Annotated in this window: 17 protein-coding genes; 3 read left to right on the top strand and 14 right to left on the bottom strand. The window is 44.3% G+C overall.

Features of this window, described 5'->3' with window-relative positions; all coding sequences use genetic code 11:
- Nucleotides 1-58: 58 nt before the first annotated feature.
- The 8 genes from G5B06_RS01045 to G5B06_RS01015 form a co-directional block, all read right to left on the bottom strand.
- Nucleotides 59-7084: a Cna B-type domain-containing protein gene (locus G5B06_RS01045; protein WP_173771149.1), complete on the bottom strand. Its 7026-nt coding sequence runs from the start codon at nucleotides 7082-7084 to the stop codon at nucleotides 59-61.
- 72 nt (nucleotides 7085-7156) lie between these two features.
- Nucleotides 7157-7645 carry an AMP-binding protein gene (locus G5B06_RS19300; protein ID WP_173771147.1) on the bottom strand — a complete coding sequence of 163 codons (489 nt, stop codon included), beginning with the start codon at nucleotides 7643-7645 and terminating at the stop codon, nucleotides 7157-7159.
- An 18-nt stretch (nucleotides 7646-7663) separates the two neighbouring features.
- Nucleotides 7664-8896, bottom strand: a complete 1233-nt coding sequence (locus tag G5B06_RS01035) for an AMP-binding protein (protein ID WP_173771145.1) — start codon at nucleotides 8894-8896, stop codon at nucleotides 7664-7666.
- Nucleotides 8893-9024, bottom strand: a complete 132-nt coding sequence (locus G5B06_RS19170) for a hypothetical protein (RefSeq protein WP_256442549.1) — start codon at nucleotides 9022-9024, stop codon at nucleotides 8893-8895. Before G5B06_RS19170 ends, G5B06_RS01035 begins: the two co-directional genes overlap by 4 nt.
- A gap of 231 nt (nucleotides 9025-9255) precedes the next feature.
- On the bottom strand, nucleotides 9256-10320 hold the full coding sequence (locus tag G5B06_RS01030) for a substrate-binding domain-containing protein (protein ID WP_173761839.1): 1065 nt from the start codon (nucleotides 10318-10320) through the stop codon (nucleotides 9256-9258).
- 166 nt (nucleotides 10321-10486) lie between these two features.
- Nucleotides 10487-11494, bottom strand: coding sequence for an ABC transporter permease (locus G5B06_RS01025; RefSeq protein WP_173761838.1), 1008 nt, complete (start codon nucleotides 11492-11494; stop codon nucleotides 10487-10489).
- 3 nt (nucleotides 11495-11497) lie between these two features.
- Nucleotides 11498-12490, bottom strand: coding sequence for an ABC transporter permease (locus G5B06_RS01020; protein ID WP_148444937.1), 993 nt, complete (start codon nucleotides 12488-12490; stop codon nucleotides 11498-11500).
- Nucleotides 12490-13995: a sugar ABC transporter ATP-binding protein gene (locus tag G5B06_RS01015; RefSeq protein ID WP_148444938.1), complete on the bottom strand. Its 1506-nt coding sequence runs from the start codon at nucleotides 13993-13995 to the stop codon at nucleotides 12490-12492. Before G5B06_RS01015 ends, G5B06_RS01020 begins: the two co-directional genes overlap by 1 nt.
- 220 nt (nucleotides 13996-14215) lie before the next feature.
- Here G5B06_RS01015 and G5B06_RS01010 point away from each other — a divergent pair, with 220 nt between their 5' ends.
- The 3 genes from G5B06_RS01010 to G5B06_RS01000 are packed head-to-tail and all read left to right on the top strand — an operon-like array spanning nucleotide 14216 to nucleotide 18009.
- On the top strand, nucleotides 14216-15784 hold the full coding sequence (locus G5B06_RS01010) for a response regulator transcription factor (RefSeq protein ID WP_173761837.1): 1569 nt from the start codon (nucleotides 14216-14218) through the stop codon (nucleotides 15782-15784).
- On the top strand, nucleotides 15781-17604 hold the full coding sequence (locus tag G5B06_RS01005; RefSeq protein ID WP_148444940.1) for a sensor histidine kinase: 1824 nt from the start codon (nucleotides 15781-15783) through the stop codon (nucleotides 17602-17604). Before G5B06_RS01010 ends, G5B06_RS01005 begins: the two co-directional genes overlap by 4 nt.
- A 21-nt stretch (nucleotides 17605-17625) precedes the next feature.
- Nucleotides 17626-18009, top strand: coding sequence for a DUF3783 domain-containing protein (locus tag G5B06_RS01000; protein WP_148444941.1), 384 nt, complete (start codon nucleotides 17626-17628; stop codon nucleotides 18007-18009).
- Nucleotides 18010-18119: 110 nt separating this feature from the next.
- Here the strand turns inward: G5B06_RS01000 and G5B06_RS00995 are convergent, their stop codons facing one another.
- From G5B06_RS00995 to G5B06_RS00970, 6 genes are all read right to left on the bottom strand, one after another.
- Entirely contained in the window at nucleotides 18120-19538 is a 1419-nt protein-coding gene (locus G5B06_RS00995) for an arabinose isomerase (RefSeq protein WP_173761836.1), read from the bottom strand.
- Nucleotides 19539-19562: 24 nt separating this feature from the next.
- Entirely contained in the window at nucleotides 19563-20966 is a 1404-nt protein-coding gene (gene rhaB / locus G5B06_RS00990; RefSeq protein WP_173761835.1) for a rhamnulokinase, read from the bottom strand.
- A 265-nt stretch (nucleotides 20967-21231) separates the two neighbouring features.
- Entirely contained in the window at nucleotides 21232-22401 is a 1170-nt protein-coding gene (locus G5B06_RS00985; protein ID WP_059086069.1) for a substrate-binding domain-containing protein, read from the bottom strand.
- A gap of 149 nt (nucleotides 22402-22550) precedes the next feature.
- Nucleotides 22551-23528, bottom strand: a complete 978-nt coding sequence (locus G5B06_RS00980) for an ABC transporter permease (RefSeq protein WP_173771143.1) — start codon at nucleotides 23526-23528, stop codon at nucleotides 22551-22553.
- A gap of 11 nt (nucleotides 23529-23539) precedes the next feature.
- Complete coding sequence (locus tag G5B06_RS00975) at nucleotides 23540-25051, bottom strand: sugar ABC transporter ATP-binding protein (RefSeq protein WP_173761833.1); 1512 nt, start codon at nucleotides 25049-25051, stop codon at nucleotides 23540-23542.
- Nucleotides 25052-25072: 21 nt separating this feature from the next.
- Nucleotides 25073-26047: an ABC transporter permease gene (locus G5B06_RS00970; protein WP_118070955.1), complete on the bottom strand. Its 975-nt coding sequence runs from the start codon at nucleotides 26045-26047 to the stop codon at nucleotides 25073-25075.
- Between the last annotated feature and the right edge of the window lie 93 nt (nucleotides 26048-26140).

Raw genomic sequence — 26140 nt, 5'->3', positions numbered from 1 at the left:
CTCCTCTCCTTGCTTTAGCGGATGGCGCTTGCGCTCCATCCGCCAAATAAATAATTACTTATTTAATTTTTGTTTTTGTGCTCTTACTCCATGCGGAATATACTGTCTTACCATTGGATGTCGTTTTGTAACTGCGGATACGGATATAATAAGTCCTTCCACTGGTCATCGGTTTCGGTACACCGCTTCTTCTCTTAGAATCTCTAATTGTGAAGGTTCTTGTTGTACCTTTTCTGAAATCACTCTTCTGACTGATCATAATCTGATATCCTGTTGCTCCTGTGCTTCCCTTCCAAGTTACTGTAGCCTGTTTCTTGGCTGTACTCTTGGCAGTTAAACCTGTCGGAGCTTTTGGCAGAATGCTGAATGTTGCAGAACCTGCATATTTAGCATATTTGCCTTTACCTTTTACAATTACGGAACCGATTCCCGGATTCTTGTTGTTCTTGAAGCTTACTGTATAGTAGCTGGAGCTGAGTTTAGTCTTTCCATAGTATACAGACTTCACAGCAGGTTTCCGTGTCTTTCCGTTGTAGGTAACTTTAGTCGGGGAAATCTTAACTGTAAGTTTCTTGGTAAACTTGGTGTATGTATTCTTGATGGCAATTGTGCCCTTGGAACTGATGCTGCCAATTGTTACCTTGTAACCAGTCGGTGTCTTAACGAGTTTTGCAGAGTAGGCAATCTTCTTACCTGCTGAATTCTTGTTAAGTCCTGATACAGTTGCTTTCCACTTGTTTGCACTGTTCAGTACTACTTTCTTGCTGGTTGCTTTACCATTTGCATAGATCTGAACGGTTAAGCTGGAAGGACGGGTGAGAAGGGCATTGTCCAGGTCACTCCATGTGTTCTGTACGACTACAGATGTCTTGTAAACACTGTGTGTAAATGCTGCAACATAGCCGTCTGCAACGCTTCCAGTCACTTTCTTAGTATAACCGGATACATCGGAAATTGCAACCGCATATTTGATTTCTTTTCCATTTGCGTACTTCGGAAGATTGCTCCATGTCTTGGAAGATGCGATCTTCAGGTTGATGTTATCTCCCTCTTCTTTGTCATCTTTCATAAGCTGTACGCTGATGGTTGCCGGACGGATTCCATCCTGGTTGTTTGCGTCATTCCATGCACTCTTGATGGATACATTTACTGTCTCCGGTACATGTTTGTAAGTAACTACAACTCCATTGTCATCCAGGACATTGCCTGTTGTTGTAATGGTGTAATCTTTGTTTTCGGTTGTCTTAACGGTATAGTTGATTCTCTTTCCGTCTTTCTTGACATCAACCTTTGCGAAGGAAGCTTTCCAGCTGTTCTTCTCATCTAAGGTTACTTTGTTTCCTGTTGCCTGTCCGTCTGCATAAAGCTCTGCTTCTACAGAATCAAGACGTTTGCCATCCTGGTTGTTTGCATCATCCCATTTTACACTTACCGGGATCTGTACTGTCTCCGGGATGTAAGTGTTGATTACGTTAAATGTGTTGCCGTCTGCTTCTGTTCTTGTTTCATAGTTCTCTGGAAGTCCGGATACAGCGACCTCATATTTAACTGCTTCGCCAACTTTGCCTGCTTTGTATTTCGGAAGATCCTTCCATACTTTTGCAAAACTGTTGCTGCTGTTCAGAGTGATCACATCGCCGGTTGCCTCACCATCAGCTTTCAGCTGAACGCTGTAAGATCCTGGTCTCTGACCATCCTGGTTGTTCTTGTCATTCCATGTTGTGTTTACGGAAACGCTTACTACTTCCGGTTTGTGAGTGTATGTCAGGACAAGTCCTGCTGCTCCGCTTCCGGTGCATGTGTAAGTATATCCATCTGCTTTTGTTCCTACCAGAGTGTACTTGATTTCCTGGCCGTCTTTCTTCAGTTCCATTTCACCGAAGGAAGCTGTCCAGTTGTTCTCTGCGGTAAGTCTTACTTTCTTGCTGTTGGATACATCTCCTGCATAGATCTCTGCCTCTACAGCCTCCGGACGGATTCCATCCTGGTTGTCTGCATCATCCCATACAACAGATGCTTTTACTTCTGCTTTTGCAGGTACGTGTGTTGCTGTAACTGTAAATCCGGTTGCTGCATCTCCGGTAATCTCTACTTTATACTCGGATCTGATTCCAGTTGCCTCAACGGTATAAGTAACTTTCTTACCAGCTTTATACTCTGCAAGTCCGCTCCATGTCTTGGTCCAATTGCTGTTTGCATTGACAACAATTGCATCACCAACGTTCTCGCCATCTGCTTTCAGCTGTAAGTTTACAGTATTCGGACGGATTCCATCCTGGTTCTCACCATCTGCCCATTTTACAGTTGCTGTTACATCGACTGCTTTTACCTTGTGTGTATATTTCAGAACAAGGCCGTCTGCTCCGCTTCCCTCTGTTGTCAGATCATATCCTTCAACTTTGGTTGCCTGAAGTGTATAGTTGATTGGTTTACCGTTTTTGTTTACTGCAAGTTTCTCAAAGGTTGCCTTCCAGTCAGTATCTGCGGTAAGGCGTACCTTTTTGTTTGTAGATACGTTGTCTGCATAAAGTTCAGCCTCTACAGCCTCCGGACGGATTCCATCCTGGTTGTCCTGGTCATCCCAGTTTGCAGATACAGCGATATCAACACCCTTTGGTGTGTAGCTGTTTGTGATTGTGAAGCCTGTTGCTGCGTCTCCGGCTGTTGCCTGAGTGTACTCAGAACGAAGACCGGTCTGCTCTACTGTGTAAGTAACCTTCTTACCAGCTTTGTTAACCGGAAGGTTATCCCATGTCTTGGTCCACTTGTCGTTTGTTCCATCAACTGTGATTCTGGATCCAACTGACTCACCGTCTGCTTTCAGCTGAAGTGTTACAGAATCCGGACGGATTCCATCCTGGTTCTCTGCATCATCCCATGTGATGGTTGCGGTTACTGCTGTAACGGCTGCCTTATGGGTAAATGTAAGAGTAAGTCCGTCTGTTGCGCTTGTATAATCTTCTACTTCTTTTGCAGCTTTCAGAGAATAGTTCACTGCCTCGCCGACTTTACCTGCTGCGTATACAGGCATGTCTTTGATGGTTGCTGTCCAGTTCTCTTCTGCTGTAAGAGTTACTGTCTTGTCTGTTGCTGTGTCACCTACGTAAAGAACTGCGTCAACAGATGCCGGACGAACACCATCCTGGTTGTCCGCGTCATCCCATTTCGCAGATACTGTGAGGTCTTTTACTGCCGGTGTGTGGGAGTTCTTAACTGTGATAGCTCCTGTTTCTTCATCAGTTGCTACTGCAGATGCATATCCGTCCGGAAGTCCGGATTCTTCTACAGTGTACACGATTGCCTGACCAACTGCACCTTCTTTATTTACCGGAAGGTCTGACCAGGTCTTTGTCCAGTTACCATTGCTGTCTGCTTTTACAGTGATGGCATCTCCAACTGCTTCGCCGTCAGCTTTGAGCTGTAAGGTTACTTCCTTCGGACGGATTCCATCCTGGTTGTCTGCATCATCCCATGTCACGTTTGCGGTGATGCCTGTTTTTTCGATTTCGTGTTTGTAAGTAACAACAAATTCATCATCAGAGGAGCTTCTTGTTACTTCGGCTGTATAGTTGTTTGCTGTCAGTGTGTCATCTTCAACTGCAGTTACCAGATAGGAGATATGCTGTCCGTCTTCATCCTCAGATGCAAGATTCTTCCATGTATATTTCCACTCGTTATCTGCGTTGAGTTCTACCGGATCCCCAACATTCTCACCGTCTGTTGTTGTCAGCTGAAGTGTTGTTTTTTCCGGACGTTTACCATCACGGTTGTTATCGTCATCCCATGTAGTTGTTACATTGAGTGTTCTACTTGGAACTACAGTAACCTGTACCGGGTCAGATGTAATGCCATTCCATGTTGCAGCTACACCAACAGATCCTTTTTTAACACCTGTAACTCCACCTTTGTCGTCTACAGTTGCGATCTTTGTATTGTAGCTCTGCCATGTAATTTCAGGATTTTCCACATATGCGGAACCGTCCCATGCTTTTGCCTCAATTGTCTGTGTATCACCCTGTACTACTCTCAATTTATCTGCCGGAGTAAGAACCAGTCTTGCGTCAGATGTTACTTCTACCTCACAGGTAGCTGTAGGATCAAACGGATAACATTTGATTGTGATCGTAGTCTTTCCAGGAGAAACAGCTGTAAGATGCAGCATTCTTCCATCTTCCGGATCTGCTTTTGCTGTAACGATATTTGTATCGCCTTCAACCATCTCAAGTTTTGAAAGCTTCGGATTACTCTTATCTGCCCAGAACTTTCGTTCCAGTTCTGTTCCATCTTCCTTAATAAAGGTACCCAGGATTGTTGCTGTACCGGATTCTCCCATCTTCATAGATAAGGAGTTTTTGTTCAGATACAGTCCTGCTTCACCATTAACCTTAATGGCGATACTCTGCCATACACCATAAAGCTGTCCAGTTTCCATCGGTACATAATATTTATGGCTCAAATAAATATATCCACTGTATGGAGTCTTTCCTGTAACGCTTACTTTTTCTCCTGCCTGCTTTACAATATCAATATTATAAATACCGTTACCATAAAACTGGGCATTCAGACTTCCATGACCGTTTTCAAAATAACCGATCTTCCAGGTATCTGTAATATCTTCACCGGCATTGTTGGTTTTGGTTTCACCCTTAGTTCCGGTAATTTCTACAGCTTCACCTTTTACAACAACTTTCTGGTTTTCGGTTACATTTACTTTAATATCTTTTACTTTTGTTCCGTTGTAGCTTACTGTAACAGTTGTGCTCGCTGTTGTCTGACCTTCTGGAAGATCCTTCGCAGTGATAACACCAACAGAATCTACTGTTGCAACAGCTTCGTCAGCTGACTTCCAGGTTACATCTGAAGACTCATTATATCCCTCTCCGGTGGATCCCTTAGAATATTCGCCCATATTCAGGAGCTGCCATACGATTTCCTGTGTACTTCCCTGTGCCAGAGTTACTTCATTCTGTCTGTCAGATAAATACAGACCATCGTATACAACATTTACTTTTGCACTCTGAGTATAAGTTTTGCCATTGTCAGCTGTCCAGGATGCTCTTACTGTTGTTGTGCCTTCGCTGACACCTGTAATCTTACCACCGTCTACAGTCGCAATTTTCTCATCATCACTTGTCCATGTGATTTCAGGATTTTTTACAGTAGAATTGTTTGAAGTTGCAGTTGCCTTGATCGTAGCAGTTCCTGCTTTTTTGATGTTGTACTCTGTAGCATCAAAAGCAAGGCTTCCTGATCCTTTTACAATGATCTTAACCGTATCTGTTGTGCTTGGGCTTGCACAGGTTCCTGTTACGGTAGCTTCACCAGCAGATTTTGCTGTTACATTACCATCGGAGTCAACAGTTGCAACGGTTGGCTTGTCAATACTCCAGGTAATTCCCTCAGCAGTTGCAGCCTCACCGGTTTCACCGCTACCATCGATCATTTTGTAAGCAATCGCTTTTGTCTTGTTTTTATCCTCATCATCCAGAGATAACTCAATAGTTTTGGTCGAACCATCGCTTCCTGCTGGCTCAGTAATATAGAAACCTTTAACAAAAACGCGGAAACTCATCGTCAGTGGATCACCATCTGGATTTCCCTCAGCATCTGTCGGCTGATAGGTACCTGTGATCACAGCACCACCAACCTTATCACTTCTCAGCTGAATCTGAACCGCAGATCTGATATCATAAACTCTTACAACAGATGGATCACTGGATTCCCACTTAATATCCCTAACTTCGATTTTCTTTCCATCTTTTACACCAAAAGCATACACATAGATAGACTCTCTTGGAGAAACTTTGTCGAATACGACATTACCATCTACCATGGAACAATATCCACCTAAGTCACCTCGAAGGTAAATGCCATCTGCCGGTGAATTTACTGGGCGTAAAAATTTATCCGACATACTGTCAGACGGGGATGGAGTATAGGTGGTATTATCTGATTTTTGAGGTGTTAATCCAACCATTTCTCCAAAGTTGATACAAAACAGGTGTTCGATTATACCAGTCTCTGACCAAACTCTCCAACTTGCATCGCAGTTTTCAAGACCATCTCCTGAAGCTTTATAGTTAATCTCTGGTGTTCTTCCCCATAAGCTTGCTACATCTGTAGATGTTTTTTTTGTTGTCAGATAAGGAGTTGTTGCTGTTCCTGTCAGTTTAATTTTGGAAGTATCTCCAATATTTACCGGATCTGCTGCTTTTGTAACAGTAACAGTAAAAGTGTTTGTCACTGTTTTGACTTTATCTTTATAGGATGTACCTGGTATAAATGTAGATCTGATCGTGGTTGTACCTTCACTGACACCCTGAACCCACATACCTGTAGTATACGGACCATAATCGGAATTAGAAACAACCTTTGCAATATTTTCATTATCACTGGACCATTCAACACTATAAATCGAACTGCTATGATTGCCACGAACTTTTGACCAGCTAGCTTTTTTATAGTCTGTATATTTGGAAGATGTAGAAGTATACAAAGCATGATACATCATTCCTCTTTTGTCACCAACGCTAAGAGTCAAACTGCTTCCATTTGCCGGATATGTTCCTATTGCATACCTAACATATCTATCTTTATCATACAGACGTGAGTAGCTGTACTGCTGTCCTCCTGCAATATCAACATAACCATTGTCAACTTTTAAATCATCTGTCTCATCTTCTGTAGTCTCTGTACCATCAGAAAATGCTGCAACTGCGCTGCCGTCATCAAATGCGTTCTGCTCTGCTGCCGCATTGTCATCTGTGGTCTCCGGAGCTGTTAACTCCTCGCTGTCTGCCTCCTGTGAAATATCTTCCACATCAGCATCCTGCTCTACGTCCGGGGCAGCAATTTCATCTTCCTCTGACGTAACATCGTCTGATGATTCTGTTGTTTCAACAGCATCTGTGTCAAAATCAACTGCTTCCGCATCAGACTGTGTATCTGCCTGAGTTTCCTGCGCTGCCACCGGCTCGCTTGAAAAATCATCCGCAGATACAACGAAGCATCCCTGTGCAAGCATTGCAGCTGTCAATAACCATGCAAGGGTGCGCTTCAGACCTGAGTGTAATTTTGTACTCATTTTTCTCTCCTTCTTTCTTTTTTTTGTTTTACAGCTTCATCTGGTTTTTACTGTTTTTACAGTACCAGGTTTTCAGCAATCGTGATTCTTTTTCTTCAGCTCTTTGGACAACTCAATACGGTTTGTCTTAAAGTGGAAGAAAGGTCTCTCATCAATTGCCAGTATTTCAACTGGAAACATGTATGGTTCCAGACAAGACTGTACGTCTTTAATGATATCATCAACTTTGTATCCGTCCTCCAGAACAACATAGAGGTATGGAACAAAGTATCCGTCATGATCTTCATCCTCGATCAGTACGAAAAATTCATCTTTAATTCCTTTGATCTTGGCATCTGCAAGGCGGTTCTCCATAGGAAGTACTGCAAGCTCACCACCACCGTAACGGAATGCGGCACCACGGTTCAGTACGTAGAAAACGCCATCCTCATCTACATAACCAATATCTCCGGTATGAAGCCAGATCTTGCCGTCCGCATGTCTCTGGAGTGTTTTTGCTGTGGCACTTCTTCTGTCATAACCAAGCATATTTCCAGGACCTACAGTACAGATCTCGCCCATCTCGTTATATCCAAGTTCTTACTGTGTTCCAGGTTTGAAAACGCCCATGTCGTTCAGCGGCATCGGGATTCCCACATTTCCGTTATGAACAGATTTCGGAGCCATCTGGAAGGTCAGGTTGGAACCACCTTCGCTGCTTCCGTATCCTACTGTAAAACGTACATTACAGTTATGTTTATGAAGAAATTCCTGTACACGGTCAAGCTGGTTGTTGTTTACTGCCTCACATCCGGCTCCTGCTGCCAGAAGATGGGACATGTCGTAATCCTCCGGAACACGGCCATTACGCATAACCGCTTCAATAAACATCGGAATCATCGGCCAGCCGTTTGGTTTGTAACGCATCATCTCGAGGTCTACATCCTCCGGATCAACAAACGGATCCATAATCAGAAGTTTATTTGAGGATAATGGAAGCAGTACCATGGAAACAACAACGGCTACCAGTGCAGGTGGCAGACAGGTTACCATCCAGGTTGGACGGACATCATCGGATCCACCATAGAAATTCATCTGGCATACAGTACCGAGCATACTATTCGCACAGTGAATAACCTGTTTGGATGGGCCTGTGGAACCACTTGTGTAAGCACGGAACAGCGGTCTGTTGAGATCTTTTTCCGCTTCTACTTTTCCTACGTAATAATTACCGATGGAGAGGAATTCATCCCAGGTCATGGTATTCTCTCCGGATGCCGTTACCCGCGGATAATTCTCATCCAGAGATTCTTTTATGTAATCCGGAAGTGTACTCTCATCTCCATAGTACATCGGATTCAGAAGAATTACTTTCTTTACGCCTGCTCCCTCACAATAAGTTCTCAGTTCCTTCGGTGCAAGGAAATCGTGTGCAAAAATTGCTTTTGCATCGGCTTTGCTGACTGCCTCAACGTTTTCCAGAAGTGTGTTATCTCTGCATAACAGAGAAGCACCGATTTTTTCTGCTGCCAGTAAAAGGAATACAAAGTTTGGAACCAATCTGAAAAATACAGGAATCTGATCTCCCTCGCCAAATCCCATCGCCCTCAATGATCTCGCACATTTTTCGGATTCCTCGAAAACAGTTTTCCAGGTGATATCTTCTCCATAATAATGGATTGCCACCACATCTGGTCCAGGACAATGCTGTTCCAGGTATTCCCATAAGGTACACTCTGGTTTCTGAATCATTTTGAGCATCATTTCCGGATAATACTGCATCCAACGACGATCTTCGCTTGGTTTTCCTGTAGGTGCTTTTTCACAATTCATTTTTTCATCTCCTTCTTAAGTTCAATACTTTTGGATAATACAAAAACAGCCCCGGTCAGAAATCTGTTATCACTGCGGCTGTTATTACAGAGTTTATTATAGATTTTGCATGAATCTGACTGTTTCATGGCAAATCTCCTCCGTATTGTATATTCTGTTATATTTTACCATAACCAATTTTATCTGTAACCCATCTGAAGCAGGTCTTTTCTGCTATTCCTGTCTCTTTTTCTGTCACCTTTGGATTCCTCTGACAAGTATCAGTAAAAGAGGCTGCCATACCGTCAGAACAGTACAGCAACCTCTTTTTAAAAGGACTTTATCATATAAAAATGTCAATCCGTTAATCAGATTTCTGATTAGTACAGTTTAGCCATCTCTTCGATGTTGCTTGTATCGAATTTCAGAGGTGCGCCAAGTACAACTTCTGTACCGCCGTCATCAGCGTCTGTGATTGTGTAGTCACCAAGGTCGCCAGCTGTGAACTTGTCATCTTTAGCACCTGTGATGTCACCGTTGATCAGAGCGATTGTTGTGTAAGCGCTGAGTTTTCCAAGGCCCTGCATATCCCACAGATAGAAGTATGGGCAGGAATGATCTGCATCATCACCTGTGTACTCCTGCATCTCAGACGGAAGTCCAAGACCTGTCAGTTTGCACTCAGATCCGTTATCCTGAAGGTATTTAGCAGCTGCTGCGATACCAACAGTTGTCGGTGCACAGATAACTTTCAGATCTTTGTAGTTCTGAAGAAGAGCTGCTGTCTGGTCTGTAGATTTCTGTGGCTCATCATCGCCGTATACAACGTCTACCAGCTCAAGTTTGCTATATTTGTCGTCGCCTTCCATGATGGTCTTCATTGCGTCGATCCATGCATTCTGGTTAGCGGACTGAGATGTAGCGGAAAGGATAGCGAACTGTCCCTCACCACCGGAAATATCAAGAACTGCATCCATAAGTGCCTGAGCAACTTCTTTTGTACCAGCCTGGTTTACAAAAATCTCACGGCTGTCTTTGTTCGGTGCGGAGTCGAAGGAAGATACTTTGATTCCTGCATCCATAGCTTCCTCAAGTTTAGCCTGAAGAGCGTTAACATCGTTCGCGGAGATACAGATTGCATCGAAGTCCTGAGAAATCAGGTTGTCAAGAACCTTAATCTGTGCATCAGCAGTTGCTGTCTCAGGATAAACAGTCTCTACTGTGCCACCCTCAGCCTCTACTGTTGATTTGAAAGCATCTGCTGCGATCTCGAAGAATGCGTTGCCGGCTGCTTTACCAACCAGAGCGATCTTTTTGCCTTCTGCGGAATTTCCAGCTGCTTCTGTCTTAGTATCTTCGGATTTGTCATCTGCTGCGAGAACCGGGCAAACTGTACCAAGAACCATTGCTCCACAAAGGATTGCGCTAATTACCTTTTTTTTCATTTTTGTTCCTCCCTATAAGAATATAATTTTTTTATATGCTGCTGCCTCCGCTACACCGATGGAAACAGCTAACAATCATATGGGGTGTAAAGCGGATATTCGCAATCCGCTTCGCTACTTGCTCATGAACGCAGTCGTTTCGCGACCTGCGTTCAAAAAGTGATATTTAGTTTTTCTTCATTGCTACTGCTTTTTTTACATCACCGATGATGTTTGGAAGAGCAACTGCTGCTACCAGAAGTACACCGATGATAAGAAGGATTACCTGTGCGTTTACGTTCTTCTGTCCAAGACCAACTCGTAAGCATACGATGATGAATGCGGAAATGATACCGCCGGCCAGGTTACCTTTACCACCTGTGGAGGAGATGCCTCCGAATACTGCCATTGCGATGGCATCCATCTCGAATCCGTTACCGGTTGTTGTGTTGGCACCATAAGAAGATGATACCAAGAACAGTGCACAAAGTCCAGACATGAGTCCCATAACTGTGTAGATAATGAAACGAATCTTCTCTACATGAACTCCTGCATAATAAGCTGCCACACGGTTTGTTCCGATTGCGTAGGTACGACGTCCGAATGTGCTCTTTCCAAGGAAGATTGCAAAGAGAACACCAAGGATCAGCACCAGGAAAAGAATGTACGGAACCTGTCCGACTTTTCCACCGATGGCACGGAAACCATCTGTATTTGTAACTGCAATACTTCCGCCGGAACCAAGTGTTACCTCTGCAATACCACGGAAGATAATCTGTGTTGCCAGTGTTACGATCATTGGAGGAAGCTCTTTGAAACGGGTAAGGATGAATCCGTTAACCGCACCGCAGAGGGCACCAACAACCAGTGCTGTAAGTACGACTACAATGAATGGAGCGTTTGTGTTACAGACCATACAGCTTAATGTTGCGGAGAGACACACGATCGCACCAACGGAAATATCAATCTCGCCTAATACCAGGATGTACGCCATCGGGAACATCATGAATACCTCTGCAAGGTAAACCGGCATCTGACGAAGAACACTCTTCAAGTTATAAAATTCAGAAAATGATGCACAGAAAATATTTACCAGGATAAAGAGAATGACCAGGATGCCTTCCCAACTGAATATGATGTGTTTCATCGGATTTTCCGGCACATTGTTAATACTTCTTCCAGATTTTCCAGCCATGATTTACATCTCCCTTCCCTTTAATGCGTTTTTGTCTGCGATTCTCTGCAGGACAACATTGATCACAACTACTACCAGGATAATGACACCCTTGATCATGTTCTGCCACAGGGAACTGATACCTACAAGTGGAAGAGCTTTTGCGATGGTTGCAAGGATGATGGAACCAAGGAATGCACCAACTACAGTTCCACGTCCGCCGCTCATGCTTACACCACCGATAACGCAGGCTGCGATGACATCCATCTCACCGCCGTACTGCATATCCGGCATTGCAGAAGCATAAACAGATACCTGAAGTGCTCCGCCAAGACCTGCGAGGAATCCCATGATCACATATACAAGAAGGTTGATATTCTTTGCATTGATACCGGAAACCTGTGCTGCACTTGCATTACTTCCTACTGCGTAGATTCTTCGTCCTGTTCTTGTCCATTTCATAAAGAAGAAGAATACCACATAACAGATGATGATTACCCAGATAACCTTGTTGATTCCAAGGAAATTGGTTGTTGCAAAATTCTTAAACTCACCAAGAGCTGCGGCACTTGCCCACTCACCACCGTGAGAAACAAGATAACCCATTGCTCTGTAGATGTACATAAAGCCCATGGTTGCAATGATCGGCGGAACGTTTGCTCTTGAAATTACAAGACCTACAACAAGTCCGCAGGCAATACCGATTGCCATTGCAATGATGAAAGCAAGTAATGTACTTGTGATATGTCCGTATTTCAGGAGCATACCGATGGACATACCGGAAAGTGCCAGAGTTGACATGATGGAAATATCGATTCCGCCTACCAGCATGACACATAACATACCAAGTGACATTACCATTGTTACTGCATTATTTTTCAGCATCTCCATGAGTGACTTCGGCGTAAGGAATGACGGGCTGATCGCTGTGACAACTGCAAACAGCACGATTACGATAATTGCCAGCAGAGCCTCTCGGGAGCCTGTAATCTTCTTGATGACAGATTTCTTTTCCATTATTTAGTCCCCTTTCCAGTGCTCTTTTCCATGGACAGCTCAAGGATTCCTTCCTGTGTTGCCTCATCTCTGCTCAGTTCACCAGTCTTGCGGCCGTTACACATAACTACGATACGGTCCGCCATACCCAGGATCTCCGGCATCTCGGAAGAGATCAGGATGATCGCATATCCTTTTTTAGCAAGATCTCCCATGATCGCATAGATCTCAGCTTTTGCACCAACATCAACACCCTTGGTCGGCTCATCCATGATAACAACTTTCATTTCCTGAGCAAGTGCCTTGGCAACTACAACTTTCTGCTGGTTACCACCGGACAGAGAGCTTGCCGGCTGGAAGATATCAACCGCCTTGGTATCAACTTCCTCAAGAAGTTTCTTGGAAAGTTCTCTTTCTGCCTTCTCATCGTTGAATCCGGATTTTGCATATTTGCTGATGATCGGAAGTGTTACGTTTCTTCCAAGTCCCCAGCTCATAATCAGACCTTCCTTCTGTCTGTCCTCAGGAAGAAGGATGACACCTTTTTCCATTGCCTCGGAAGGAGTCTTGATGTAAACTTCTTTTCCCTCAAGGAAAACTTTTCCTTCATCCGGACGGGTGATTCCGCAGACAGCTTCCACAACCTCTGTACGTCCTGCACCAACCAGACCGGTAAGACCTACGATCTCGCCTGCACGTACATTAAAGGAAACATCCTTGAAAAATCCTGTTCTGGAAAAATGTTCGATGCGGAGCATCTCATCTCCCAGCTCAACTTCCGGTTTCGGGAACAGATCATTGATCTCACGGCCTACCATAGCTTTGATCAGATCTGCGTTTGTGATTCCGTCTACATCATAAGTTCCAATGTACTGGGAATCACGGAATACGGTAACTCTGGAAGCCAGACGGTACATATCTTCGAAACGGTGAGAAATAAAGATAATGGAAACTCCATTTGCTTTCAGCTTGTCAACCAGTGTGTAAAGCTTCTCGGACTCGTTTCTGGTAAGTGCTGCTGTTGGCTCATCCAGAATGATGATCTTCGCATTTGTGGAAAGTGCCTTGGCAATCTCTACCATCTGCTGCTGTGCAACAGAAAGGGTACCCATCTCAGCGGTTGCATCGAAATCTGCATCCAGCTCTTTGAGGTATTTGTTCGCCTCCTGATTCATTTCTTTCCACTGGATCATATGATGTTTGATGATCTCATGACCCATAAAAATATTTTCTGCAACTGTAAGGTGCGGATATGATGTCGGATGCTGATATACGGCTGCGATACCTGCTTCCTGGGCATCCTTCGGACCTTTGAAGTCAACCTTCTGTCCGTTTAAGAACATCTCACCTTCTTCTGCTTTATGTACTCCGGTAATAACCTTGATAAACGTAGATTTACCAGCACCGTTCTCACCCATCAGCGCATGAACTTCGCCAGGTTTGAGCTGGAACTGTACATTATTCAGAGCTTTGACACCGGGGAATATCTTCGTAATACCTTTTAATTCAAGAACATATTCTGACACGGCTCTTTCTCCTCCCTTTCCTTTGATCTGGTTATATTCTATCATCCGGTTCCCTTGCTGATAATGGGAATATTTTTGGATAAGGGTAAAATATTCTCCTTTTCCCTGTAAAATATTACCCATAATAAAATCCGGCCTGCTCGTATTTCTGTGTATTTTATGCTATAATAGGAACGCTTGTAACAACATACTAGTATTTTTGCCGATTGGAGAATCCTATATGAAATTACTGATCGTTGATGACGAGGAACTTACACGTACCGGGCTTGTCTCATCCATTGACTGGGAGAGTCTGGGGATCACAGAAATCCTTCAGGCAGACGATGGAATGAACGGACTGGAAATGGCCAGGCTGCATAAGCCTGAGATCATTCTCTGCGATGTGCGGATGCCGCGGATGACAGGTATCGCCATGCTGGAACGTCTGGAGAAGATTCTGCCAGACTGCATTCCTATCTTCATGAGCGGTTACTCAGATAAAGAATATCTAAAAGCCGCCATCAAACTAAAAGCAGTCAATTACATTGAAAAACCTTTAAATCCTGAGGAAATACGGGAAGCGATCCTGGAGGCACAGTCCCTTTATAAACAGAAACTCCGCTCTCACCGCGGCGAAGCCCTTCATTCCCTTGAAACTTCTACCAGGCTGGCACTGAAGCTTACCGTTCCTTCCACTTCCTCGAATCAGGAAATTGTGGATCTGTGCCTGGAGCTTGGAAATCCTGAACTTCTGGATTCGGGAATAAATTTTACCTCCATAATCGTAAAACTGAATAATACCGCCGAATCTTCCAGTGCGGTTCTGGAAGATATCCACCGTGAGATTGCCCGTTTCCTGGCACATTACCATCTGAAATGCCTATTTGCAGAAAAACGGGTACAGTATCTGGTATACCATATATATGGAAGTAATCCGATTTCGCCAACTACACTTTCCGCTGTGGGAAGCTATATTTCCAGGCAGTACAGTACCTGCGGAAAACATATGATTGCAGCCGGAAACACAGTAACCGATATTTCCAAAGTTTACCAGTCCTATGCCTCTGCTGTCATTCTTCTGCAGAACTGTTTTTTCTTTCCGGCAGAAACCTTTCTCACAGAAGATATCGTAAATCAGCAGCCTCCCAAACCGCCCCTTCCAGGTACTCTGCAATCCCCGGAAAGCACTTTTTCCAAATATCTTCTCTCCGGTGAGGAAGAACCTTGCGGACAGTTTCTTGAAGAACTTTTTGGCTACTATAATGGAAACCTTACTTTTATGCCCAACCAGATCCGTGATCTTTATTACCAGCTGTTCAGCATACTTTCCGCCGCTCGCAAAAAGAATCAGGTGGAATCCGGTTTCCACGAAAAACAGGATCTCATCGTAGATACTCTGGACAATGCTTTTACTTATGAAGAACTCCACGAATCTCTGAAAGAAAAAACCGCACAGTATTTTGAAGACGCAAAGAATTCCCAGCCGGAAAATTCCACAATCTTTATGATCAAAGATTACATCAGCCGGAACTACATGAATGATACCCTTTCCGTAAAAGATATCAGCAGCCATGTGTATCTTTCTGCTTCTTATGTGTGCACCTTTTTCAAAAGTGAGACCGGACAGACTCTCAATCAGTATCTGACGGAATACCGGATGGAAAAAGCCAAGCAGCTGCTTTCCGATCCCAGATACAAGATTTCTGAGATTTCTTCCAAAGTAGGATATACGGACGGAAATTATTTTGGAAAAAGTTTCAAAAAATACTCCGGCTTTTCCCCATCGGAATACCGGGAGAAAATGTCATGAGGGCCCTCTGGCGCCGCTTCAAAAACGGCTATCTGAACTTAAGACTTCAGACAAAATTTACCATTGCGCTGATCAGCATCGTGGTACTTCCTGCTTTTCTCACTGTATTTCTTTTTTATGGAAAGCTTTATAACATGGTGGTGTCCAACACCATTCGCCAGGAGCAGGATGCTTCCGCAAAAACAGCGCCACTGATCGAACGAACCATGGATACGATCCTCGCTACTACCCGGAATATTACAGGGCAGACCTTTTTTCAGGAACTGTTTTATATGCCGGTCAGTGATTCCGCCAAAGAACTGGCTTCTTCCAACCATGCCATTGATTTCAAAAATGCCATCCGCCGTCTCACTACCGATTCGATTGTGACGGATGTACGGATCTACGTGGATTTTCCGGAAGAACTGGAAACACTGGATGATGATCCAAATACAGAAAATATTCTGGCTCCTATCAGCCAGGCCAAAGGAACTTACTGGTACGGAATCTTTCAGGGTAACCGGGAAAACCAGGAAATGTTCTGTCCTTCTTTTTACCTTGGTTCCCAGGAAAAAAAGAATTACGGAGATATGGCGTATATCTGTCCTTTAAGTCTTTATTATCATTCCAATGCCTATAAAGCTTATCTGGCAGTATATTTTTCCGACAGCAAACTGAATTCCATTCTTTCCGACAATCTTTCTCTGGAAGGAAGTGTCTCCTATATTGTAAACGAACGTGATGCCATTGTTGCAACCTCGGATCAGTCCTTATCCGGAATTTACCGGCTGGATTACGACACTATCAAAGAGTCCTTCATGTCATCCAACAACTTCATTGAACGGAACATTCTGGACACAAAAGTTTATGCCGGTTTTTACAGCATTTCCAACACGGACTGGTTTATGGTTACGATCCTTCCTGCTCCGCCACTGATCCACGAAAGCAATCATCTGATGCTTCAGATTGCGTTGCTTTATGCCGGTTTTCTTGTTCTGGCCCTTATTTTTGCCAATGTACTGGCTCATTCCATTACCGGAAGACTCTCTTCGGTAATCCGGCAGATGCAGACTGTCCGCCATGGACCGCCAACTCCCATGGAAAGTCCACAGGCACATGATGAGATCGGTGATCTGATTGACACCTACAACTATATGACCAGAAAAATGTACGAACTGATGGAAAAGCAGGCAAAAGCTGCAGAAGATCTCCGAATTGCGGAGTTTAATTCCCTTCAGGCGCAGATCAATCCACATTTTCTCTATAACACCATGGACATGATCAACTGGATGGCGCTGCAGGGACAGACAGAAGAAATCAGCCATGCAGTACAGAGTCTTTCCCGTTTTTATAAACTGACGCTCAGCCGCAAAAAAGGAATTTCCACAATTGCCAGAGAGCTGGAACATGTGACAATCTATGTACAGCTCCAGAATATGCGTTACCATGACAGTATTGAACTGATCACGGATATTCCGGATGAATTGTCTGAATACCAGATCCCGAAGCTGACTCTTCAGCCGGTTGTGGAGAATTCCATTCTTCACGGAATTCTGGAAAAAGAATCAAAATCCGGAACCATTGTCATTACCGGATGGATGGAAAACGAAGACATCGTTCTTCTGATTTCCGATGACGGCGTGGGAATTCCCCCGGAAATCCTTTCAACAATTCTCTCCGGAAAGGGAAACAGCCAGTCCGGCGGCACCAACATTGCCGTTTACAACACACACCGGCGACTTCAGATTCTTTATGGAAAGGATTATGGGCTTATCTATTCCAGCAATCCCGGCGAAGGGACAGAAGTGGAGATCCGTTTTCCAGCACACAGAGAAGAGTAATTTACAGGAGGTATCCTACTTATGAATACACAACCAACAGTACTTCTATATAATTTCAATGATCCGGACCGTCTCCGGATCATCCGCCGCTATCTGAACCGTCAGAAAGTAAACGTGCGGATCGTCACCCCACCGGAGTTTCTGCATCCTCTGGGTTATCTCTTTGAACTTCCGGGATTTCAGCCCTCCACACAGTTTAATCTGGGCAAAAATTTCAGTGATGAGATGATGGTGCTGAACAATTTTTCCAGTGAGCAGATGGATGCGTTCCTGGCTTTTTTCCGGGAAGAAGCGATTCCTTCGGTTTCGTTAAAAGCCATGCTCACCCCTGTGACCCAGCACTGGTCTTCCATTCAGCTCCATGACGAACTTACAAAAGAGCATAAAATGATGCATAAGAAATAAGAAATTTTCCATCAAAAAAGGAAAGGAGACCGCATTTGCAGTCTCCTTTTTTTGAATATGTTTTAGGTTGGTTATAAGAAAGAATTTATCGTTTTTTATGGTACTGATAATTATCTTGTTACGATATCTACCGGTACGTTGAAGATTTTTGCAACTTTCAGGATTGTGTCGATGTGTCTTCCTGTAGCAGCTGCCATGTGATGTGTCGGGCCAGCCTCGCTCCAGCGATTTACAAATTCTCTTGCGCCACATGTGAAACGTGTTCTCATGTTTGTATCACCGAAGGAAAGGATCGGTCCTTCCTCGTTTACACCCTCAGCTACAACGAACTTGAAGTTTCCGTCTTTATCCTGAGTGATCGCAAGGTAGGTTACAGGGCCTGTGTATGGATAAAACTGTGTCAGGTATCCGCCGCCTGTTTTGCCGTGGAATACCGGCACGATTTTCATGGTTGGTTTCTTGTCGGAGATGTCAGCATCTCCACTTCCGGAATGTCCAATGATGCAGATGTCATCGTTGAAATCGATGGAGTACATCTCAGAAAGCTGGCCTGTACCGGAAATTGTCTTTAAGATACTCATTGCCATGGCAACTTTCATGTCACCCTCTACAGCGCATGCAGTACCCTGTTTGATCAGCATGGAGAATGCCGGGATCAGCATACTGTCAAGGACACCAGCTTTACCCTGTGCAAATCCATCGTAATGGGAAGCGATCATTCCAAGATGCTCGTCTTTTACCCACTCCTCGAAAGCAACTACGTATTTTGCCATATCCCATACTTTTTCGATTGTGCCGCCGCCCTCGATCTCAAAGGTATCAAGGATATCCTGTGCTTTTGCACGGATTGCTTCCTCGTCTGTGATATCGTCAGCGATTGCCCACATTTTCTCCCAGTCAAACTGTTTGGTGTAGAGGAACATTCTGTTATAGAGGTTTGTCTCATCAATGTAAAGATCCATCATACCTGGATATGGTCTTCCGATCTGAGCAATGTTAGTCTCACGGAATCTTCTTCTTACCTGAGCAGCTTTGCACCAGTCTTCGATCTCAGCCTGAACTGCAGGATCTCCGCCTTCTACAACACCTGTGATAACGGCATGTCTCTTGCCGGCTCTCTCAAGGTCAGCTACTGCCTCGCCTACAGCACCGCATGCATAGCCTTCACCCAGCCAGGAGGCAATGTCAGTGTGCTCATAATCCAGCGCTTTGATCTTCTGAACGTTTACAAGAACAACCGGAACATCCAGATCACGGATCGCCGGAAGCATGTTGTAGGATGTTGCGTATGTCAGCATCTGAAGAAATACAAGGTCAACATCTGCTGCACGGAACTTATCTCCTGCCACCATTGCCTGCTCTTTTGTTGTCACCATTCCGCCGTCAACGATCTCTACTGTATCCGGGATTGTTTTCTTGAATGCGTCGTACTGTGCCTCAAATTCCGGCACCAGTGACGGGAACTGCGGAAGATATGCGCCTAAAGCAATTGAAAATACACCAACTTTTGCCTTTGTGTTAACTAACATAATAAAACCTCCAATTATTTTTATTTATGCTTTGTATACTTTGATACCGAAGGACTCATGGATGGTTGTACGAGCCTCCTCGATCGTTTTAAACTCCTCGGCCTTCAGCATCTGTGCTGTGATATTACCGATTGCAGTAGCCTCACCAGGGCCTGCATGGATTTCTTTCTTTGTAGCTTTTGCAGTCAGCTCATTTAAGTATCCTGCATTGGAACCACCGCCTACGATATGGATACGGCTGTAGGTTCTTCCTGTCATCTCCTCAAGCTCTTTGGCTATCTTTGCATAGCACTCTGCAAGGCTTGTGTAGATAACGGTTGCGATCTCACCAAGAGTTTCCGGAACCTTCTGTCCTGTTCTGCGGCAGTAGTCCTGAACCTCTTTTGTCATATTCTCAGGAGAAAGGAAGCACTCATCGTTTGCATCTACTCTTGACGGGAAATCTTTTGCTTCCTCAGCCATCTCACAGATCTGAGCAAAGCTGTATGCGTCATCAAATTCATGACGTACAGACTGGATCATCCAGAGACCCATGATGTTCTTCAGGTAACGGAAACGTCCTGCGTATCCACCCTCGTTTGTGAAGTTCATCTCACAGCTCTTCTCTGAGCAGTCTGCCTCTTTTCTCTCGATTCCCATCAGAGACCATGTTCCGGAGCTGATGTAAATGAAATCGTCGTCATTTGCAGGAACAGCAAGTACTGCAGATCCTGTATCGTGGGTAGCCGGTGCTACAACCTCAAGATCAAAGCCAACTGCTTCTTTTACTGCGTCTGTTAAATGTCCGATGCTTGTACCAGGCATGATCAGCTTCTGGAAGATCTTTTTCGGATATCCCAGCATATCGATCAGCTCATAATCCCAGTCCTTGGTTGTCGGGCAGACAAGCTGTCCTGTTGTTGCCTCTGTATATTCGCAGGTCTTCTCTCCTGTAAGAAGGAAATGGAAGTAATCCGGTACATGAAGAAGTGTCTCCGCTTGCTCCAGATACTCCGGATGTTTCTTCTTAACTGCCATCAGCTGATATACAGTGTTGAAGATTGCTTTCTGGATACCGGTTCTTGCATACAGATCTTTCAGGGAAATTGTCTTGTAAACTTCCTCGTCCATTCCCTCTGTACGATGATCACGGTAGCCTACTGTATTGCCAAGAACCTTGTCGTTCTTGTCAAGAAGCACAAAGTCAACACCCCAGGTATCAACACCCATGCTTACCGGGATCTTGCCGATCTCTTTACATTTCTTAAGACCGTTTACGATCTCGTTGAAAAGGCGGTCAAACTCCCAGCAGAGCTCTCCGTCTTTCTTAACCATGCCGTTCTCAAAACGATAGATTTCTTCCAGGATCATTTTTCCGTTTTCCATATGTCCCAGAATGTGACGTCCGCTGGATGCTCCGATATCTACTGCTAAATAATATGTTGCCATTTTTAAATCCTCCTCAATATGTAAGCTTCTGATCACTTTCATATCTGATGTTGTATTTATCATACATCAGGATCCTTCCGGTGATAAGAACCTCTTTTGTCAAAAAAAGTGTCTTTATTTGCAAATAATACAGCGATTATTTATGAACTACTGCATTATTTGTTTAAAAAATCCGCTGACTGAATCAGCCAGCGGATCTCTTATTTTTACGTTCGTGAACGCAATCCGCGTTCATTACAACTTCACGATCTGATCGATTATATGATTAGTCATAAAGGTTAGGAGCAATATCCTCGTCTTCCATATTTGTTGCATCATACCAGTAACCGTCTGTAGGAACATCCTGAAGCTCCTGGCCGTTTGCTGCTGCTGTCAGAGCGTAGATTGCATAGTATCCCATCATAAGAGGAGACTGTGTAACAGCACCGATGAATGTGCCATCTTTAACAGCTGCTTTGATGATAGAACCAGCATCGAAACCAACACCAACTACATCACCGTTTGCCGGGTCAGAACCAAGAACGTTGAGGTTAGCATTTGCTGCAAGAACACCCTCTGCGGAAACCTGGTTAGAACCGAATACTGCGATACAGTTCTCCTGGGAAAGGATTGCCTGAGCCTCTGTGGAGCAAAGCTCTACAGTTGTCTGTGCCGGAACAGCTACCTGGATAACAACGTCTGCGTCTTTAGCATCAGCATCAGCACCCTCTGCTGCGTTAACATAGAACTCGTTACCGCTTACTGCTACAGTCTTGCCATCAGCCTGAAGAAGCTCGATCATCTTGTTGATGAATCCAGTACCACGCTGCTGAATGTTCTGAGCTGTTGCATCCTGGTTAACCTCACCGATGATAACCTGTCCGTCAGCATCTTTAACAACGTCTTTAATGGAGTTGTACATATTCTCAGCTGCTACTGCACCAGCCTGTGCGTTGTCTGTACAAACCTCGCATACTACAGATCCTTCCGGAGCATCAGCGATACCTGTATCGAATGTTACAACCGGGATTCCTTTTTCTGCACATGTCTTAAGTGCATCTGTAACAGAAGATGTATCACAAGCTGCAAGTCCTAATCCAACAGGATTGGAAGCGATAGCTGTGTTGATCATGTTAACCTGGTCAGCGATATCGGACTCACTGTTCGGTCCCTGTGGTTTATAAGTAACGCCCAGCTCCTCAGATGCTTTTTTCATACCTTCCTGAGCTGCATCCCAGTATGTGGACTGGAAAGATTTAACCATCATCGGGAACTCATAAGCTTCGTTTGCTTTCAGTCCGTCGAACTGTGCGGTAGGATCCTCAGCTGCTGTGGAATCTGCGGATTCCTCTGTTGCTGCATCTTCTTTCTCCTCAGCTGCAAAAGCTGCTGTTGCGCTCATGCTTGTTACCATTGCTGCACAGAGCATTAATGCCATAACCTTTTTTGCTTTCATATAATATTTCCTCCTTAAAATATATTATATAGTTTTTTTATGTTCATACGCCATTGCTACCCCTTGGCGTTTCACATCTTTGATTATCGGATACTGTTCACATTTCTCTGTGAACAGTATCCTTGCTTATTGTACCACACTTCTTAATATTAGTGTGCTGCTTTTTTCTCTTTCAGGATATCGATCAGAACGGCTACGATCAGAACGATACCTGTGATGATCTGCTGCCAGTTTGCCTGCAGGCCGATGTATGGAAGACCTGTTTTCAGAAGCATGATGACGAAGATACCAACGAATGTACCGATTACGGAACCATATCCACCGGTAGCTGCTACACCACCAACGAATACACCACCGATAGCATCCATCTCAAGTCCGGCACCAGTACCAGGCTGTACAGTAGGTGTTACTGCTGCGTATGCGATTGCCGCAAGACCTGTAAACAGACCGCAGACAACGTATACCATTACGTGATAGAACTTTGTATTGATTCCGGAAAGGGCTGCTGCCTCTTTGTTGGAACCGATTGCAATTGTATAACGACCGAATTTTGTGTGGTTCAGGATGTACTCCATAACCAGTACCAGGATGATCATCCAGAGGAAACCAAGTGGATAACGGGAAGCGCTTCTTCCTGTACCAACTGTTACCTTGAAGATGGTATGGAACCATCCGCCCGGCTGTGTAAGTCCCGGCCAAGGTGTCGCACTGCAGAGAGATCCGGCACCACGGGTAATCATACAGGTACAAAGTGTTGCCAAAAATGGCGGCAGGTTCATAACACCGATCAGTACACCGTTCAGTGCACCGACTGCGATACCAAGAACAATACAGATCAGCATTGCCAGAGCTACCGGGCAATTGTTGTTTCTGATCAGTGTTCCGCCGATCAGTGCGTATGCTACCATACCAGTTCCGATTGACAGGTCAACACCACCAGTGATAAGCGGGAATGTAACTCCGATCGCCATAAGAAGATCGTAATATGAGAAATCCAGCATACTCAGGATCGTGGTGTACTGTCTGAATTCTTTACTCAAGCCTGAGAATATTGCACACAGGACAATGATAACGAGCAAAACAATAAATCTCTGATCACTTAAAATACTTTTTTTCTTCTTAGTCATGACTTTCCTCCTTAATTGATATTCCGTGTGGCCTTGTCCATGATGTTTTCCTGGGTTGCCTCGGAGATATCAATACATCCGGTAACTTTACCCTCACACATGATGATGATACGGTCACTCATTCGGAGAACTTCCGTCATCTCAGAAGAAATCATGATAATGGATTTGCCTTCTGCTGCCAGTCTGTTCATTAATTTGTAGATTTCGTTCTTGGCACCAACATCGATACCTCTTGTCGGCTCATCGAAAATAAGGATATCGCTGTCTCGTGTCAGCCATTTAGCAATAACAACCTTCTGCTGGTTACCACCGGAAAGGTTTACTACCAGCTGATCGGTGGTCGGTGTCTTTGTTGCAAGCTCATTTACATATTTCTCTGCAACCTGTTTCTCTTTTGCCTTGTTGATAAAAATACCATTGGTAAACTCTTCCATTGTTGCCAGTGTTGTATTCTCTGTTACAGATTTCTGTACAACACAGCCGTATCTTCTTCTGTCCTCTGACAGATAACCGATACCGTATTTAACAGCATCCTGCGGGCTGTTGATGGTAACTTCGTGAAGCTGTCCATCTTTACCCATAACAGAGATCTTACCACTCTGTTTCGGGTCTGCTCCGAACAGTGCTCTGGCTGTCTCGGTACGTCCTGCCCCCATTAGTCCTGAGAAACCAAGGATCTCACCTTTCTTCAGTTCAAAGCTTACATCTTGAACCATCTTTCCTGCGTTCAGATGTTCAACCTTAAGAACTACCGGTGCATCTGCCGGAACTGCACTCTGCTGTTTCGGATCTTCATAAATAACACGACCAACCATCATGTTGATGATATCTTCTTTTGTACTGTCTTTTGTGATCAGAGTTCCTACATATCCACCATCTCGCATAACGGTTACACGGTCTGTGATGGTCTTGATCTCATCCATACGGTGAGAGATATATACGATACCAAGATTCTTCTTACGAAGGTCACGGATGATCTCGAACAGGTCCGCGATCTCTTTCTCTGTCAGTGCTGCGGAAGGCTCATCAAAAATGATAACCTCAGCTTTATGGGAAATTGCTTTTGCGATCTCACACATCTGCTGTTTTCCGACTGTCAGGTTTTTCATCTTTTCTTTCGGATTGATCTCAATGTTCAGATCCTGAAAAAGCTTTTTGGAATCCTCGATCATCTTTTTGTCATCAATGCGGAAACCCTTCTTCGGCTCACGTCCGATGAAGATGTTCTGAGCAACAGTAAGATCACCTACCATGTTCAGCTCCTGATGTACGATTACAACGCCGGCATCCTGTGCCTCACGTGTATTGTGGAATTCTGTTTCCTGTCCTTTGTAAACGATGGAACCTGAATCCTTCTGATAAATACCGGTAAGAACCTTCATCAGTGTTGATTTACCGGCACCATTTTCTCCCATAAGTGCATGTACTTCGCCGCGTTTTACTTCGAAATTAACGTGATCCAGAGCATGAACTCCAGGAAAGGACTTATCAATGTCCTTCATAGTTAAAATAACTTCACCCATTGTCGCATCCTCCCTCTAAGATCAGTTCTTTCTGCGTCTTGCAGAAACGTCGATATAAACTGCAACGATAACGATGATACCTGTGATGATCATCTGCTGTCCTTTACCAAGGCCAAATGCCATAATGCCCTGCTGAAGAAGAGAGATGATAAATACGCCGATTACAGTACCGCCGATGGAAGCAAGTCCACCAACCATGGATGTACCACCCATAACGCAGCCTGCAATAGCCTCATTGTTGTACTGATCGCCATAACCTGGCTGAACAGTTGTGTATGTAGCTACAAAGAAGAGTGCTGCAATACCTACCAGGAATCCGCAGATCATATAAGCAAGCATTTCCCATTTCTTTGTGTTGACACCGGAAAGACGGACAGCCTCTTTGTTAGATCCAAGGCAGAGGATGTAACGTCCTGGTTTTGTGTTGTAAAGAACGATACCGCAGATAACTGCCATTACCAGGAAAATAACAATTCCTACAGGGAAGCCATTTACGGAAACGATATTACGGAACCAGCCGTTTGCCTCACTGGCTGCCGGCCAGCTTACGGACTGTGTTTTTGTGAATACAGAAGCAATACCTTTTGCAATGTTCATGGATGCCATGGAAATAATGAATGGTGGCACTGACATGTAAGAAACCATCCAGCCATTGAAAATACCAAAGCAGAGACCGATCAGAATGCAAAGGATCATGGCAACTGCACATGGAACCTTGTAAGATGTCATGCAGTAACCGGATACCAGTGCACAGCAGAACATTACAGGTCCGATGGAGAAATCGATTCCTCCTGTAGCGATTACGAATGTAACGCCAAGTGACAAAAAGCCCAGGAAGTACACATAGTTCAAAGTAGATCTGATACTATCAACAGCCGGAAACTTGTTTCCAAGAACTACTTTAAAAACCAGGAACATAAGAATCAGAACACAGACAAGCAGTATTCTGTTCAATCCGAGCTTCTTAACGATTGGATTTTGTTTTAAGTTTTCCAATTTTTACCCTCCTCACGTTTTGCACGTATCTTGTGTTTTCTTGGTTATTATAATACCGTTAAAAGTCAATAATTGTAATAGAATATCTTGCAA

Source organism: Blautia luti (assembly GCF_013304735.1).
In the GTDB taxonomy this organism is placed as follows: Bacteria; Bacillota; Clostridia; order Lachnospirales; family Lachnospiraceae; genus Blautia_A.
The sequence above is the reverse complement of the archived record's forward strand: the minus strand, read 5'-3'. Positions and strand labels throughout refer to the sequence as shown.